Consider the following 14,641-nt stretch of genomic DNA (forward strand, 5'->3'; position numbering starts at 1 on the left):
ATACACTTTAATAAATTAATATTAATGAAATAATAGAAATTGCTATCCATAAAATGATTGCAAATGCCATTGTTTTGATTCCTGCTTCTTTAAAAGATTTAAAATTAATTAAAGACCCAATCATAAATAATGACACACAAAGCAGTTGTTTTGAAATAGTAGTAATTATTGAATAAACATTTTCTCCTTGTGGGTAATAAGTGGCAATAACCATAGCTACTATAAATCCGATGATAAAAAATGGAAATTTAATTTTGGATTGATTCGTTTTTTTCTGAAACAAACTTATTATAATAGCAACAGGAAATATCCAAAGTGTTCTACTTAATTTTACTGTTGTTGCGATTTCTAACGCTTCGTCTCCAAATGTTTTTGCTGCACCAACTACAGAACTAGTATCATGTATTGCAATCGCAGACCATAATCCAAATTGATATTGACTCAGGTTTAATAGATTTCCAAGAATAGGGAATAAAATAAGTGCAACTGCATTTAGGATAAAAACAATTACCAAAGCAATTGATATTTGATTGGCTTTTGGATTTATTACGGATGAAATTGCTGCAATAGCACTTCCACCACAAATAGCAGTTCCGGAGGATATTAATAAAGAAGTGTTTTTATCGGTTTTCAATATTTTGTACAAAATAAAACCTAAAACGAAGACAGTTGATATTGTAATTAATGTAATTAAAAATCCATCTTTACTAACAGAAATTGCTTCATGTAAGTTTAGACCAAATCCTAAACCAATGATAGAGATGTTTAAGATTTTTTTTGAATAATTTTTAGAAAAAGATGACCAATAATTATTAAAAATTAATCCAAATGTAATTCCTAATAATAAGGCTATAGCTGAATTTGTAATTGGCAATAAAGAAATTATTATAAATAAAATATAAAAAATCCTGGCAGTCATTTATGTAGTTTTAACAAGAGCTAAATTATGTTTTATTAGTTAAAATTTATGTAACATTTGTTACAGTTTTAGACTGATAAAACAAAACTTGCAGGATATTCCTGTTAACGCTAAATTAGAGCGATCTATTATTGCAAATTACCAAACAGCAGATTATTTATTTACGAATCATTTATTAAATGAAAAATAAAATTATATTCATTATTAATCCAATTTCTGGAAAAGGAAAAGGTAAAAGTTTAAAGTTGATTATTGATGATTTTTTCAAAGATAGAGAAGAAGAAGTAATAATTCGTTTTACTGAATATGAAGGACATTCAATTCAGATTATTCAGGAAGAAGTTAGAAATAATCCAACAAAAATTATCGCTTGTGGAGGAGATGGTACAATTAATGAAGTTGCGCAAGCATTAGTAGGGAAGTCTATACCTTTAGGAGTTATTCCTATTGGTTCGGGAAATGGATTAGCTTCAAACCTTAAAATTCCAAAGGACGAAATTAAGGCATTAGAAATTGTAATTTCAGATAAAATCAGCCAAATAGATGTAGGATTGATGAATGGCAAATACTTTTTTAGTAATATGGGTTTAGGAATAGATTCGACAGTTATTCATCGTTACACAGAACAAAGTAAACGTAATTTATTAGGATATTTTAACGCTACAATTTGGTCATTTTTTAATTTTAATCCTTTACAATTTAATCTTTCGATAGATGGATTTGAGATAAAAGATAAAAGCTATTTTTTTGTTTTATGTTCAAATTCTAACGAAGCAGGGTATGGAATTTCGTTCAATCCAAATGCTAAGTTAAATGATCAAAAATTGGATCTTTTATGTGTAGAAAAGCTTAACTTTTTTCAGCTTTTAATTTTTGGATTTTCAGTTTTAACAAATCAAATTCATAAAATGAAAAAGGCTAATGTTTTTCAGGGTGAAGAAATTATTTTTACTTCTAAATTTGATCAAATTAAGGCTCAAATCGATGGTGAGGCAATTATTATTAATGAAAATCAGGCAAAAGTTAGTATTTTGCCTAATGCACTTTATGTAATTATTCCATCAAATTAATAATCTTGTTGCTATAAGTTAGTATTAAATTTAGATCCAAACGTAACATTTCCTTCTTGAAGCACAATGTCAGAATGTAGAAATTTAGCAGCATCTGCTGATTTTTTAACTTTAACGCTGCTGCGGTCAATCATTTCTTTTTCAAAAGGTTTCAATACTTTTTCTCGAATATCAAGATTAGTATTCCCTTCATTATATGCTGTTGTTATTTTTTGAGCCAATAATAAAGCATCTAATAAAGCCTGATTTGCACCTTGTCCTTTAAATGGACTCATCGGATGGGCAGCATCGCCAAGAATAGTTACTGGTCCTGCATTTGCAAGTAATTCGGGATTCAATAATGCTCTGTCATATACAGGATATCCTGTGATTTCTTCCGTTTTAGTAGCTGCAATAATTTGAGGAATAGGTGCGTGCCATTGCGTTTTTTTAATTACTTCCTTCTTTAATTCTTCAGCACCTTTTTTACTTAAAATTTTAGCTTCTTCTTCAGATATCGGATAACTAAATTGCCACATAATCGAATCTTTATCATAAGGCATCATGTACATTCTTTCCGTACCATTAGCGGTCTGAAAAACTGTTGCTTGATCTAATAAAGGATTATTTAAATTTTTTAGAGCATCTAACTTACAAATGCCTAAAATAACAATACAACCTAGATAACGTAAAGGGCTTTTATCTTCGCCAATTAATTTATTACGTACACGACTTCGGATTCCGTCAGCACCAACAAGTAAATCTGCTTTATACTGTTTTTGAATTCCGTCTACTTCAAAAGTTAATTCAATTTTATCACTAACTTTATAATCAGTTAATTGATGGTTCCATACAACTTTACTATCTCCACCTAATTGATTTAGAAAAGCTAAGCGTAAAGATTGTCTAGCAATATGAATATTAGTTGCTTTATTTTTATTCTTTTCTTCTATAGCTTCTTTATCAATCAATTTTCTAATACCCCATTGGGCAATTACATTTCCATCGATTGTATGCGCTAGGTGTAAAGTAGAAACGATTCCTTCAGTTAAATCGTTTATTCCGAATTTTTTAATTTCTTTACTTGCTTGTTGTAATGTTAAGCCATAACCTTGTGAACGATCCAAAAAAGAACGATCACGTTCAAAAAGTGTAAATGGAATTTGACGATGTAAACAAGCTAATGCAAGTGCAATACCTCCAATTCCGGCACCGATAATAGCAACATGCGGATATTTATTTTCATCAGGGATTGGTTGCCCATTGTAGATTTCTAATCCTGTACCTGAACAAGTGGTACAAATTTGCATCGAGTTTTTAGGTTTAATAGGTGCTTCAGTTGCTTGTTCATTTTTATGAAATTGAGCTAATGCAGATTCGTAACGTAACAGTTTCTTTTTAGAAACACCTTGACTTTTTTTACCTTGACCTTTGCAAGAAGTACAACTTATCCAATTATCTTTTGTGCTCAATTTCTCTAATTTAATGATGCTTATTATTTGCAAAAATAAGATAAAACTAGCTGTTAGTCTATCATCAGATTAAAAATGTAGTTATGTTATAATGAGTAAAAATTTAATATTTTTGAGTAAATAAAAACAAATATGAAATTTCTATTTTTTATTAAATTATTTTTAACTAGTTATCTACTTACAGCTCAAATACAAAAAGAATATTACATCACGATAAAAAATGATACAATTAGTGGAGAATTTCTTGATTATCATCCAAAAATGGTTACTTTTTTAGTGGATGAAATAAAGGTCAAATTAAAACCAAAAGAAATACAATCTATTTTTATTAAAGAAAATGAAAAGTTAGTAAAGTATGTTACTTTAAATAATGATAAAACTAATTTTTATGAGGAGGCAGTAGTTGGTCCTTTATCTCTTTACTATTTGCGTACTTTTAATCCATATGATGGTGAAAAACTTATTTTTTCAATATTGATTAAAAACAATGAAATGATTAATGTAAATGCTTCAAATTCTAAAAAAAGAATTGCCAAATTAATTAAAGATTGTCCCCAATTATTAAAAGAATGGACGCAAACTAATAATTATCCTGATTATGATATAATAAAAATTACAGAAGCTTATAACGAATGTAAAAAGTAAGTTATAATTTTAAAAAAGCCCTAGTTAATTTTTAACTAAGGCTTTTTTTATTTAAAAATTATACTTCATTTGAAGTTTGAAATTTCGTCCAGGATTTGCCATACGTTGCATTAAAGGTAAATCTAATTGATTTTTGTAATTAAAATTTAAATGACTTTGATAGAATTTATCAAATAAATTTTCGATACCAAAAGTCAACTGAATTTTATCAGTTAACTTAATCAAAGAATTAAAATGCATTAAATGGTAGCTTGTTGAATATTTTTCTCCAAATGAATTTGCTATTCTATTTTGATGATTTACAAATTGGTGTTCAAGATTCAAATTCAACCATTTATTCTGAAAACTAAATTTAATCGTATTTTCTAATGGAGGAGTAAGCGCTATAGCTTCATTCCAATCTTTATTTTTGGTATAGATATAATTTAAATTTCCGTTTAAACCATAATTGGAATTAAAATGATAATTCCAACCTAAATCAAATCCAACTTTAATTGCATTTTGAATATTTGTAAATTGTTTTAAATTTTGTTTATTACCATCAATCATAAAAAAATCTTGTTTAGCGACGATGTAATTTTTAATGAATGATTGATAGACAGAAAAATCTAAATGTAGTTTATTATTTTGTTTTTTGTATTGAATTTCAAATTGATAATTTTCTTCAGGTTTTAAATTTGGATTTCCAAAATAACTAGCACCATCCATGCCGACTTGATGTAGATTGATTGTACGTTCAATCATATCACCACTTCTAATTCCACGTCCAAATAAAAATGAAATTTTCTGATTATGGGTTAAATTTTTTGTGTAACTAAGAGTTCCGCTAAAATTATAATCAATAGGATTTAAATTAGAATAATATGTTTGAAATAAAATAGATGGATCGTTTATTTTTAATTCATTTTTATCAATTCTAAAACCAAAGTCAAATTTATTTGTTGAGTTTATATGATAATCTCCTTGAAAAAATAAACCTAAATTATTTTGATTTGTATTTTGCCATACAGATGATTGTTTTGTGATAGGATTGGTAATTAAATGTCCATCATGCATTAACATAGTACTGTTTTTTAATCCATCTCGGTGTATATAAATCCAATCTAATCCGTTGTAAATATTAAGTTTTTTTAACTTCCAAATTGCTTCAATTTTCCCGCCAATTGTAGTACTTTCAACATCTGTTATCATACGCATCATTTTTGAATTTGGTCGATTTAAATTATTCATTTGATGTGTTACAAAACTTGAATAAATTTTACTTTGAATTTCTTTTACAAAGCTATTTTTTAGTTTCGTTTTTCCTATAAAGTGAAATATTGTAGTGTCGTCATAACTTGTATCCATAGGTAAAGTTGGATGTAATATATTACGACCGAATTGTTGTTGTAATCCAAACTCGTATCGACTTTTATTATTTGATTTTAATCCCAATTTCAAAAAATAATCTTGTGATTTATAAGAGCTTGGTACAATTATTCCGTTCCCATCTTTGTAATTTTTAGAATCTTGATAATTGTAACCAGCTTGTACATCCCATTTTTCTTTATTATAAGATAATTTAAGTTGATTTGTAAATGCATTCGGATTGGATTGAAAACTACTAATATAGTTAGCTTGAAATCCATATTTATCGTTTAGTTGATGAGAAATTAAGTTGATAATTCCTCCAAAATTTGGTCCAAAACGCATAGAATAAGGGCCTTTTATAACTTCTACTTCCTGAATTTGATTCATTGATAAATGAGTTGTAATAGGATCCATTCGATTCGGACATGCATTCATTGCTTTAATACCGCCATCAAACTGAACATTGAGTTGTTCGTATTGATTAGCTCTAAAACTAGGATCGATTGCGTAATTACTTCTCTTAATTAATTTAATTTCTTGATGAGAATTAAATATATCATTATGATTGAAATTTGAACTTGTATTAGGTTTAATATTTGTTTTTAAGTGATTAAATATAGAAACAGGATCTAAATTTATGGATGTGTTAATACTGTCCATTTGCTGAGCATATCCCATAGAAGATGCGCAACAAAAAGACGTTATGATGAATCTTTTCATTGAATTTGATTTAAAATTATTATTGTTTAACTATTTTCTTGTTAAACAACAGGTGGTTTTAAATCTGCTTTTTCAAAAATAAACTGGTAAAAATTTGTGTAATGAAAGAACTGTTGTTTTTTTATTACAAGTGGAGTATAAATTTCAAAATCAGATGTTGTAGAGATATTCCAAACGATAGAAATATATGAAATACTCTTATGATTTTCTTTGTGTTGATGTTCGTAAAAATCACCGATTTTTTTTAATTGACATGAACCTTCACAATGCAACTCAGGCTGATCTGTATTTATACATAAATATTCTACAAATGCATCTTTTTCTATGGTATAAACTAGCATTGTAATTGGTGCGAAAGCGCTTCGTACCAATAGGGCTAATGTAATACATATATATAGAAAATGTTTTGGCAAAATATAAATTTAAAATCAAAATTAATTTATCTTAATTGGCTATAATATGATAAAAATCGGATGAAGCTTATTTCATCCGATTATAAATAACATGTATTATTTTATTAAGCTTTCTTCCCATTCAATACCGCTAATATCTAAAAGTTTAATAGATGTAATTTGGTTTATATCATTAACTTTAAGTTTTAAATCAGCTTTCGCACCTAAAGGAATTATTAAACTATGTTTACCAGGTTTTACTTTTGCGACGTAAATATTATTGATTTCGTTAGAATTTAATTGAGATAAATCAGCCATTTTATATTCGTGTACAATTTGTTTTTTTTCATTTAGAAATTGAATTCCGATTAAAAATGAACCATAAACATCGGCACCTTCAGTACGATAGATCTGAAATTGGATCTGATTATCCATTTTAGTAATTTGTGAAATTTCAATTTTAGGTTTAACAGATTTGTTGTGCAATTTTCCGAAAACTCCACCATGAAAATATTGATTGGTAAATAAGGTTAATCCTAGGATTAATAAAGAAACCATTAAAATGAATTTTTTAGATATAACAACTGGGAGATTGCCAGATCCAAGCCAAGAAAACCAAGATGTTTGTGTCCATTTTAGTTTTTTATTTATAAGCAATTTATCTAAGGAGTAATACCCACTTCCGGTTAAGAAAAGTGTAAAACCAGAAGCGATTCCTAAAACTCCAATTTGCCATTCATCTAAGCACGTAGTACCAATCCATCCAGATCCTAATAAAATTCCCATTGCAAGTCCAAATACTCCAACGCTCATTAGTCTTGTAAATAGGCCAAGTATAATAAATAGCCCAACTATAGCTTCTATTATTGTAAATGTAACCATAGAATAATACAATTTATCAGGATTCAAAACGAGATATTCTATTAATGGCTTTATTCCTAGTGCGTTGGGTAAAAAGTGATTAAATTTTTCTCCAATATATCCAGCTTCGTTAGGAATTAATTTATTTTCTAAAATTAATCTTCTCCAAAAGGCAGAAAAATAAGTCCATCCGATTACAATACGTAAGGACAAGGTAAATAATCCAGCGTAATTATGTAGCTGGTTTTGTGAGTTTTGCATAGCTTTTTTTTAATTTAACAATTTAATTTGATGATTAAATGGCTAAACTATTGCTATTTTTAATTGAAGATAAAGGATGTATTTTGGTGGACTATTATTATGATAATCAAAGTTATAGCTGTCTGAGTAAGGTTTATGATTTACGACAAAAAAAGGAAGTAAATCGGTCGCTTTGACATTAAACTTTATATTTTGTTGCTGCTTGTAAGATTTAACTTTTAATTGATTAGTAGTATAGCATGTTGAAGTTGATTTTGTTTTATTGTATGGTTTTTCAAATGTTAAACCTACAGTTTCAAAAATAGCTTCTTTAATTGTACATGATGCTAATGCAAAGCACGACAAAATGATCCAACAAGTTATTCTGAGTTGTTTGAAATTAGTTAAATATTTGAAACGATTTATCATAATTGAATTATGAATTTAAAACAAATTCTTGAATTAAAATTAAGGATGCAATAAATAATATAAAATATCCAAAATACGGTTTCAATTTAGACGCATCTACATATCGAACCAAATAGTTTCCCAGTACAATTCCTATAATAGACAAAATAGTCATTGATAATAATAATGTCCAATTTAAGGTGTTGAATTGTTGAAAATCACTTGTAAAACCTATAATCGAATTAATAGCAACTAGAAATAGGGAAGTAGCGACAGCATTTTTCATCGGAACTTTAGCAAAAACAACTAATCCGGGAATAATTAAAAATCCACCACCAGCTCCAAAAATTCCTGAAATTGTTCCGATAATTATTCCTTGAAACAATAATAAGAATGTTTTCTTCTCCATCTTTTTACCACATTCTATGCAATCCTCTTGTTTGTTCGTAATCATACTATAAGCTGCAAATATCATTACGATAGCAAATGCAAAAATTAAATAAATATCTTTTGAAATTACTCCCAAATAAGGAAAATAAATTTGTTGAGATAGGAATTTTAAAATGTAAATTCTCGTAACAATCATCGCAAGTAATGAAGGAATTCCAAAAATTATTACTAATCTAAAATTAACTAAACCATTTTTAATTTTATCATAACTTCCAATTAAAGAGGTAATACCTATAATAAATAAAGAATAAGTAGTTGCTTGTACGGTATTGATATCGAATAAATAAACGAGATTTGGAACAGTAAGTATTGATCCACCACTACCCATTAATCCTAAAGTAATTCCTACAAGAATTGTAATGATGTACCCTATAATGTCGTTCATGATAATTTTTGTTTTAAGCTTCAAATGTCTTTATTTTAGCATTATTCCACAGTTACAAATGTTACATAAGTGATTTTTTTTTATAGAAAAAAAGTGACTGAATTTTCAGTCACTTTCATTGTAAAAAAAGAATATTTGGACCCAATTTTGGATTTGATATTATAAGTGTTTTTTAAGATTATTAATCAAATCATCAGGAAACAAAACACCATTATATTTCCATAGCAATTTATTGTTTTTGAATAACATTAGAGTAGGTACTCCCATTATTTTATAAGTTGCATCGAAGTGAATAGTATTAATTTTATCTTTATCAATATCGATTTTTATAAGATCTAACTCATCCTTAAATTCTTTAGAAACTTCTTTTAAAGATTGATCTAAAACTGTACATATACTACATGTTGTAGTGTAAAAATCTATTAATATAGGTTTATCTTCTTTGATTCTATCTTGTATCATTTATTTTCATTAAATACAGACCATGCACCACCATTACTCGAATTATAGCCGTGTTTTATTAATATTGATTTAGCTTGCTCACTTCTTGCACCGCTTCTGCAAAGTGTCACAATTATTTTTGATCGATCGATCTCGTTAAGTCTATTTTCTAATTCATGTAATGGAATATTGATTGAATTAGGAAAATGACCATTTTGAAACTCTTCAGGTGTACGTACATCGATAAGAATTATATTCTGAATCATGTTGGATTAGTTGATAGTTAAAGATTTTCCTTTTTGTTTCCAATCTGCTATACCAGCAGAATAATTTTCAACTTTAAACCCAATCGATTCTAAATAACTTTGCGCAATTGTTGCTCTGTCACCAGCCTGGCAATGTAAAACAATCTTTTTCTTTGGATCTAATTCATTCGCTTTTGTTCTTAAATGACCTACAAAAATATGTTTTGCACCTGGAATGTGTCCCGCTTTAAATTCAGTTTCTGCACGAACATCTAAGATTTGAATATCATTTTTACCAAGGTAAGATTCCATCCTATCAGCATCAATGATTTTTGAAGTAACCGTATTTTCATTATCATCTAAAAGTAAACTTGGCTTAATGTATCCGTAGATATTATCCATACCAATACGCATTAATTTACGAGTAATTTCTTCTATTTCTTCATGGTTTGCGATCAAAACAATTGGTTCTTCGTAATTAATCATCCAACCCATCCAAGTGTTTAATGTTTTATTATTTTGGATGTTAACTGTGTTTGGAATATGTGAATTGAAAAATTCTATTTTATTTCTTGTGTCAATTACTTTCATACCAAAATTTTTTGCCTTTTCGAACTCAATTTTAGTTAATTCAGCAACCTTAGGAACTTCAATCAATAATGGACGAAGTTTTTTATTTAATTGCTTCATTTTAGAAAAATAGGCAGGTGCTTCTGGTTGATCGGCTAATAAATAATCAGAAAAAACTTCTACATCTGAATTTAATTTAAAAGCCCAATTTCTAATTTTTTCGTAACCAACTGTAGAGCTAGAAACAGCTCCCAAGGCTTTACCACAAGCAGATCCTGCTCCATGCGCCGGCCAAACTTGAATAAATTCTGGTAATTTCTCGAACTTTTTTAAAGATTCAAACATTTGTTTAGCACCAATTTCTTTCGAACCTATTAACCCAGCTGCTGCTTCTAATAAATCAGGACGTCCAATATCTCCAACAAATACAAAATCTCCTGTAAAAATCATTACCGGCTCCATTGTAGCTGGTGTATCAGTTAATAATAAACTGATACTTTCTGGTGTATGTCCAGGCGTATGCATCACAGCAAAAATTAGATTTCCTACTTTTATTTTATCTCCATTTTTTAATCCAACATGATCATATTCGTATTGCCAATCTGGTCCACCTTCATCAGAAACATAAATTTTTGCGCCGGTAACATAAGCTAACTCTAGACTTCCTGATAGATAATCAGCATGAATATGTGTTTCAGCAATATGTGTAATTTTTAAATTATTTTCAGAAGCGATTTGTAAATAGGTGTCAATATCTCTTTTAGGGTCTATAACAATAGCTTCTCCAGCAGCTTGACATCCTACTATATAGCTAGAATGTGCTAACGATTTTTCGAAAATGTGTTGAAAAAACATAGAATGATTTTTATGGTTAATATTAATTATCAATTATTTATTAATGCAAATTTAAAGACTCATATAATCCTATACAGTAACCTTTGTTACATTCCTATTGTTATGTTTATTTAATTTTGTATGAGCGTAAACAGAGAAAAAAAAATTAAGTGATTATATTAAAATGTGTTTGTTATTATCCGTTTGATATAACTTTTTTATTAGCGTAATCATTAAATAAACTGTAATTTTAGAAAAGAATTAATCGATATAACTTTTAAATATTACCAATGAAAAAAATAGATATTACAACTTTAGAACATTTAGATCAATTAGATCAAGCTTCGTTCAATCAACCTCAGATTATATATAAACATAGTACAACATGTGGATTATGTGATATTATTTGGGATATAGTTAAGGTAAGTGATTTTGAACTGAATTATTTAGATTTGTTAACATATAGACCAATATCAAACGAAATAGAGCGTAGATATAATATTTTACACGAATCACCTCAAGTCCTTATTATAAAAGATGGAAAATGTGTTTATAATGCATCACACCGTGGAATCAAAAATGAAGAAATCCAAAAACAATTGGATTTATATAAAGTTGATTAATTTAAATGAAGATTAAGGCTCATTTTTGATGATAAAATACAAATAAGGTACAGATATTATTATAATATTGATATAACGTAAGTTTGTAAAAAGAATAAAAACCTCTTAAATTCAATGCTTTAAGAGGTTTTATTATTGTTTAGTTTGATGTGGTTACTTTCCGATACAGAATATACTAAAGCCTTTATATATAAGAATTTTAGTAGGTGAGAGGTGTAGTTTTGGTGAAGTGATTTTATTGAAAGTTTAACATTATTGCTTAGAAATTATTGGAAGATCTTCTTAAATCTGTTATTAACTATTTCTTGATATTCTAGTTTAACATCATCGTTTAAAAAACTTTGTTGAATAAATTCATCCCATTTTGGTTTAACCTTGACGAATTTTTTATAGATAGATTGTAATGATTTCTCTGAGATTTTAAGCGATTTTGCTAATTGATCAAAATCTTCAATTTTTAGTCTATTTTTCTTACCATTAATTGTCAATGCGGATTCTTCTTTATCATCTGGTATAAGAATTAGTGTATTTAATAAATCATAAGCCGGTGATAACTCATACTCATTAAATTCATTTTCAATTAATGAATAATTCTTTAGATGCATATCTGCATTAGCGACTAAATAATTGAATAGAACGATTTCAAATAATCTTTGAGCCTCTAAACCACTGTTTTTAGTATATAGGTAGATTAATTTACTTATTTTTTCTATAGACCCACGATATTTATGCTCAGTTAGATTTTCGCTCAATTGGCAAAAATCTTCAACTGAAATTTTTTGATTTTCTTTTCTATCAAATCTTTTTGTTAAATAAGCTAATTCACCTGATTTAAGGCGAATTAAAGTATGTTTGGCTGTTTTAATTTTAACTAAATCAGCTAGATGCATAGTTAAATCTTCATTTTCAGGTAAATTAATATAGTCATTTGATGCAGGTTTTAGAATATAATTACCCTCAAGATCAACAATTGTAAATCTTGATTGTTTATTTTTATTATTAATTAGATTTAAAGATAGCTTTGGTTGAACTCCTGTTAGTGCTATACTTTTATTAATAATTCTCTTAGCTAATTCTTCAATTTGCTTACTATCAAAATCAATTCGTGGTAGAGTATGACTACCAAATATTTTTCTAGCACATTTAGAATGGAAATCAATTTCGTTTTCTGACAGCTCTTTATAACAGCTTAAACACTTTTTCATTATTTCTCATTTTTTGGTATGATAGATATGCTACCAATACAATCTTTGCAAAGTATAAGTAACAGGCCAAATCGATCTTTTGTATTCAATTTCCAGTTTTTTACAGCTATGTTTAAAAGCCATCCTTCTGGTATTAAACCATCGAAAAATGGAAATAATATTTTGCTTTCATAGCTTTCAAGTTGCTTTGGCAGGGTTAAACTAATAGGTTTAGAATTTTCATCATTTAAATATTCTATGTCATATTTAAATATAAACCCGTCTTCATTTTCGGTAATTATACCTGCAAATTTGTCTTTATAGTATACTAATCCTTCTCTCATATCTCAATTTTATCAATAACACCAACTTCAGATCCAAACAATGCTAATACTTGATTTACTTTATCTAATCTTAAAGTTGGTTTACCTTGTTCTAATTCTCGAACGAAACGAAGACCAACACCAGCTCTTTCAGCAAGTTCTGGCTGAGTAATCTTTAATCTTTTTCGTTTTTGTTTTACAAAATCTGCAATTGATAAATTCATATTATACCCTTTAAGGTATAAATATATGAAATAATTTTTAATTATACCTTTTAGGGTATAAAATTTTGTTTTATAACTATATTTATACCCTTTAGGGTATATGATTATAAAAATGTAGTCAGGTTAATAAATTAGTGCAATATATAGCACTAATTTTACACTTTATATTAAATAAACAGTAATATATCTATAAAAGTGCAATATATGACACTATTGATAATTCATCAAATCAAAGAAAGACGTAAAGTTTTAGCTATTTCACAAGAAACATTAGCTGAGATTTCAGGTGTTGGTTTACGTACGATAAAACAATTTGAAAGTGGCAAAGGTAATCCTACATTGGGAACACTATATAAGCTGTGTGATACATTAGGATTGGAGATTAAATTAGAGGTTAAAACAATCGAATAGTTTATTTCTTCTTTTCAACGTAATTTTATAAGTGAAATAATAGAAATAAAAATGTTAAAAGCTCTTATCAATAATGATAAGAGCTTTTAATTTATAGTTTAATGCGTTCTAAAAATCGTCTTCAATAATTTCCTGTACACGTCCAATTTGTCCATCCATCAAACGAACTTTTATACCACGATGATGATAAGGCGCAGAAGTCAATAAATCTTTCACTACACCCTCAGTTAATTCGCCAGTTCGTTGATCCTTTTTCAATACAATATTAACCAGTGTTCCTGATTTTATATTTGCTCTTGTTTTACCATCCATATTACAAATATCTTAAAATAAATGGAAAAAATATTCATTCTATCGTAAAGGAAATTAAAAAAATACTTGAAATGCAAACAAAAATTGGAGAATAAGTTAAGCTACATTTTTATAACTAATTTTTTGTTGAATATAAGCATTGTTGACAGGCACTAAAGATTGGTAATAAATTTCTAATGTATTAGGATCGCATGTATCGTCTACATCTTCGTTGTATTTGATTTCATATAATTCTTTGCTAATTCCTAATTGATCCAATTGCTGAATTAATTCTTCTCTAAACTTATTTATAATAAATCCACCTGAAGATTTTCGTAATTTTTTAATTTGAGATTTTGAATTTAATTCATCAAATCCTAATAAATGACGATCGATAATAAAATCAATATCTTCAGAAAATCGATCAATTACATCATTAGTTTTACTTAATGATGTACCAGCTTTAAAGATAATTGAATTAGCATATCGTGATTGAAAAATAGATTTCAACAAAATACAAACCCACAAATATTTCTCTATTACAAAGGCAGGAAAACCTTTAGTTATACCTGTTTGTTCAAGTAAATGAATTTTTTTGTTTTGA

The 14,641-nt window shown here is 27.7% G+C and carries 18 protein-coding genes; 4 read left to right on the forward strand and 14 right to left on the reverse strand.

What is annotated here, in order from left to right; translation table 11 throughout:
* Nucleotides 1-7: 7 nt before the first annotated feature.
* Nucleotides 8-919: a YeiH family protein gene (locus EAH69_RS07875; protein WP_121934649.1), complete on the reverse strand. Its 912-nt coding sequence runs from the start codon at nucleotides 917-919 to the stop codon at nucleotides 8-10.
* A 179-nt stretch (nucleotides 920-1,098) separates the two neighbouring features.
* On the opposite strand from EAH69_RS07875, the gene EAH69_RS07880 reads away from it, so the two are divergent.
* The gene (locus EAH69_RS07880; RefSeq protein ID WP_121934650.1) at nucleotides 1,099-1,989 is read left to right on the forward strand and encodes a diacylglycerol/lipid kinase family protein; all 891 of its coding nucleotides are present in this window, start codon (nucleotides 1,099-1,101) and stop codon (nucleotides 1,987-1,989) included.
* An 11-nt stretch (nucleotides 1,990-2,000) separates the two neighbouring features.
* Here the strand turns inward: EAH69_RS07880 and EAH69_RS07885 are convergent, their stop codons facing one another.
* Nucleotides 2,001-3,440 (reverse strand): FAD-dependent oxidoreductase, encoded by a 1,440-nt coding sequence (locus EAH69_RS07885; protein WP_121934651.1) that lies wholly within the window; start codon nucleotides 3,438-3,440, stop codon nucleotides 2,001-2,003.
* A gap of 132 nt (nucleotides 3,441-3,572) precedes the next feature.
* Here EAH69_RS07885 and EAH69_RS07890 point away from each other — a divergent pair, with 132 nt between their 5' ends.
* Entirely contained in the window at nucleotides 3,573-4,085 is a 513-nt protein-coding gene (locus tag EAH69_RS07890) for a hypothetical protein (protein WP_121934652.1), read from the forward strand.
* A 51-nt stretch (nucleotides 4,086-4,136) separates the two neighbouring features.
* Here the strand turns inward: EAH69_RS07890 and EAH69_RS07895 are convergent, their stop codons facing one another.
* The 7 genes from EAH69_RS07895 to EAH69_RS07930 all read right to left on the reverse strand — a co-directional run bounded on the left by EAH69_RS07895 (nucleotide 4,137) and on the right by EAH69_RS07930 (nucleotide 11,002).
* Nucleotides 4,137-6,155: a TonB-dependent receptor domain-containing protein gene (locus EAH69_RS07895; protein ID WP_121934653.1), complete on the reverse strand. Its 2,019-nt coding sequence runs from the start codon at nucleotides 6,153-6,155 to the stop codon at nucleotides 4,137-4,139.
* Nucleotides 6,156-6,196: 41 nt separating this feature from the next.
* The gene (locus EAH69_RS07900) at nucleotides 6,197-6,568 is read right to left on the reverse strand and encodes a hypothetical protein (protein WP_230466749.1); all 372 of its coding nucleotides are present in this window, start codon (nucleotides 6,566-6,568) and stop codon (nucleotides 6,197-6,199) included.
* A 96-nt stretch (nucleotides 6,569-6,664) separates the two neighbouring features.
* Nucleotides 6,665-7,669, reverse strand: coding sequence for a TQO small subunit DoxD (locus tag EAH69_RS07905; protein ID WP_121934655.1), 1,005 nt, complete (start codon nucleotides 7,667-7,669; stop codon nucleotides 6,665-6,667).
* A gap of 415 nt (nucleotides 7,670-8,084) precedes the next feature.
* Nucleotides 8,085-8,891 (reverse strand): sulfite exporter TauE/SafE family protein, encoded by an 807-nt coding sequence (locus tag EAH69_RS07915; RefSeq protein ID WP_121934657.1) that lies wholly within the window; start codon nucleotides 8,889-8,891, stop codon nucleotides 8,085-8,087.
* 159 nt (nucleotides 8,892-9,050) lie between these two features.
* On the reverse strand, nucleotides 9,051-9,353 hold the full coding sequence (locus EAH69_RS07920; RefSeq protein WP_121934658.1) for a thioredoxin family protein: 303 nt from the start codon (nucleotides 9,351-9,353) through the stop codon (nucleotides 9,051-9,053).
* On the reverse strand, nucleotides 9,350-9,598 hold the full coding sequence (locus tag EAH69_RS07925) for a rhodanese-like domain-containing protein (protein ID WP_121934659.1): 249 nt from the start codon (nucleotides 9,596-9,598) through the stop codon (nucleotides 9,350-9,352). Before EAH69_RS07925 ends, EAH69_RS07920 begins: the two co-directional genes overlap by 4 nt.
* A gap of 6 nt (nucleotides 9,599-9,604) precedes the next feature.
* On the reverse strand, nucleotides 9,605-11,002 hold the full coding sequence (locus EAH69_RS07930; protein WP_121934660.1) for an MBL fold metallo-hydrolase: 1,398 nt from the start codon (nucleotides 11,000-11,002) through the stop codon (nucleotides 9,605-9,607).
* Between the two features lie 269 nt (nucleotides 11,003-11,271).
* Between EAH69_RS07930 and ytxJ the strand changes: the two genes are divergently transcribed.
* Complete coding sequence (gene ytxJ, locus EAH69_RS07935; protein WP_121934661.1) at nucleotides 11,272-11,604, forward strand: bacillithiol system redox-active protein YtxJ; 333 nt, start codon at nucleotides 11,272-11,274, stop codon at nucleotides 11,602-11,604.
* Nucleotides 11,605-11,870: 266 nt separating this feature from the next.
* Here the strand turns inward: ytxJ and EAH69_RS07940 are convergent, their stop codons facing one another.
* Genes EAH69_RS07940 through EAH69_RS07950 form a run of 3 tightly spaced genes read right to left on the reverse strand, consistent with a single transcriptional unit; the run spans nucleotide 11,871 to nucleotide 13,335 of the window.
* A complete protein-coding gene (locus tag EAH69_RS07940; RefSeq protein WP_121934662.1) occupies nucleotides 11,871-12,809 on the reverse strand; it encodes a HipA domain-containing protein in 939 nt (312 codons plus the stop codon).
* Complete coding sequence (locus EAH69_RS07945; RefSeq protein WP_121934663.1) at nucleotides 12,809-13,132, reverse strand: HipA N-terminal domain-containing protein; 324 nt, start codon at nucleotides 13,130-13,132, stop codon at nucleotides 12,809-12,811. Before EAH69_RS07945 ends, EAH69_RS07940 begins: the two co-directional genes overlap by 1 nt.
* A complete protein-coding gene (locus tag EAH69_RS07950) occupies nucleotides 13,129-13,335 on the reverse strand; it encodes a helix-turn-helix transcriptional regulator (protein WP_121934664.1) in 207 nt (68 codons plus the stop codon). The genes EAH69_RS07945 and EAH69_RS07950 overlap by 4 nt, the downstream gene beginning before the upstream one ends.
* Before the next feature lie 204 nt (nucleotides 13,336-13,539).
* On the opposite strand from EAH69_RS07950, the gene EAH69_RS07955 reads away from it, so the two are divergent.
* Nucleotides 13,540-13,746, forward strand: coding sequence for a helix-turn-helix transcriptional regulator (locus EAH69_RS07955; RefSeq protein ID WP_121934665.1), 207 nt, complete (start codon nucleotides 13,540-13,542; stop codon nucleotides 13,744-13,746).
* A gap of 108 nt (nucleotides 13,747-13,854) precedes the next feature.
* On the opposite strand, the gene EAH69_RS07960 is transcribed toward EAH69_RS07955, so the two are convergent.
* Complete coding sequence (locus EAH69_RS07960; RefSeq protein ID WP_121934666.1) at nucleotides 13,855-14,058, reverse strand: YwbE family protein; 204 nt, start codon at nucleotides 14,056-14,058, stop codon at nucleotides 13,855-13,857.
* Nucleotides 14,059-14,154: 96 nt separating this feature from the next.
* Nucleotides 14,155-14,547: a nucleotidyl transferase AbiEii/AbiGii toxin family protein gene (locus tag EAH69_RS07965; RefSeq protein ID WP_230466750.1), complete on the reverse strand. Its 393-nt coding sequence runs from the start codon at nucleotides 14,545-14,547 to the stop codon at nucleotides 14,155-14,157.
* Nucleotides 14,548-14,641: the final 94 nt, after the last annotated feature.

The organism is Faecalibacter macacae, from assembly GCF_003687725.1.
GTDB lineage: Bacteria > Bacteroidota > Bacteroidia > Flavobacteriales > Weeksellaceae > Empedobacter > Empedobacter macacae.

Coding starts and splice junctions, on each gene's coding strand:
- EAH69_RS07875 (WP_121934649.1), bottom strand. CDS start 919: ATGACTGCCAGGATTTTTTATATTTTATTTATAATAATTTCTTTATTG.
- EAH69_RS07880 (WP_121934650.1), top strand. CDS start 1,099: ATGAAAAATAAAATTATATTCATTATTAATCCAATTTCTGGAAAAGGA.
- EAH69_RS07890 (WP_121934652.1), top strand. CDS start 3,573: ATGAAATTTCTATTTTTTATTAAATTATTTTTAACTAGTTATCTACTT.
- EAH69_RS07895 (WP_121934653.1), bottom strand. CDS start 6,155: ATGAAAAGATTCATCATAACGTCTTTTTGTTGCGCATCTTCTATGGGA.
- EAH69_RS07905 (WP_121934655.1), bottom strand. CDS start 7,669: ATGCAAAACTCACAAAACCAGCTACATAATTACGCTGGATTATTTACC.
- EAH69_RS07915 (WP_121934657.1), bottom strand. CDS start 8,891: ATGAACGACATTATAGGGTACATCATTACAATTCTTGTAGGAATTACT.
- EAH69_RS07920 (WP_121934658.1), bottom strand. CDS start 9,353: ATGATACAAGATAGAATCAAAGAAGATAAACCTATATTAATAGATTTT.
- EAH69_RS07925 (WP_121934659.1), bottom strand. CDS start 9,598: ATGATTCAGAATATAATTCTTATCGATGTACGTACACCTGAAGAGTTT.
- EAH69_RS07930 (WP_121934660.1), bottom strand. CDS start 11,002: ATGTTTTTTCAACACATTTTCGAAAAATCGTTAGCACATTCTAGCTAT.
- ytxJ (WP_121934661.1), top strand. CDS start 11,272: ATGAAAAAAATAGATATTACAACTTTAGAACATTTAGATCAATTAGAT.
- EAH69_RS07940 (WP_121934662.1), bottom strand. CDS start 12,809: ATGAAAAAGTGTTTAAGCTGTTATAAAGAGCTGTCAGAAAACGAAATT.
- EAH69_RS07945 (WP_121934663.1), bottom strand. CDS start 13,132: ATGAGAGAAGGATTAGTATACTATAAAGACAAATTTGCAGGTATAATT.
- EAH69_RS07950 (WP_121934664.1), bottom strand. CDS start 13,335: ATGAATTTATCAATTGCAGATTTTGTAAAACAAAAACGAAAAAGATTA.
- EAH69_RS07955 (WP_121934665.1), top strand. CDS start 13,540: ATGACACTATTGATAATTCATCAAATCAAAGAAAGACGTAAAGTTTTA.
- EAH69_RS07960 (WP_121934666.1), bottom strand. CDS start 14,058: ATGGATGGTAAAACAAGAGCAAATATAAAATCAGGAACACTGGTTAAT.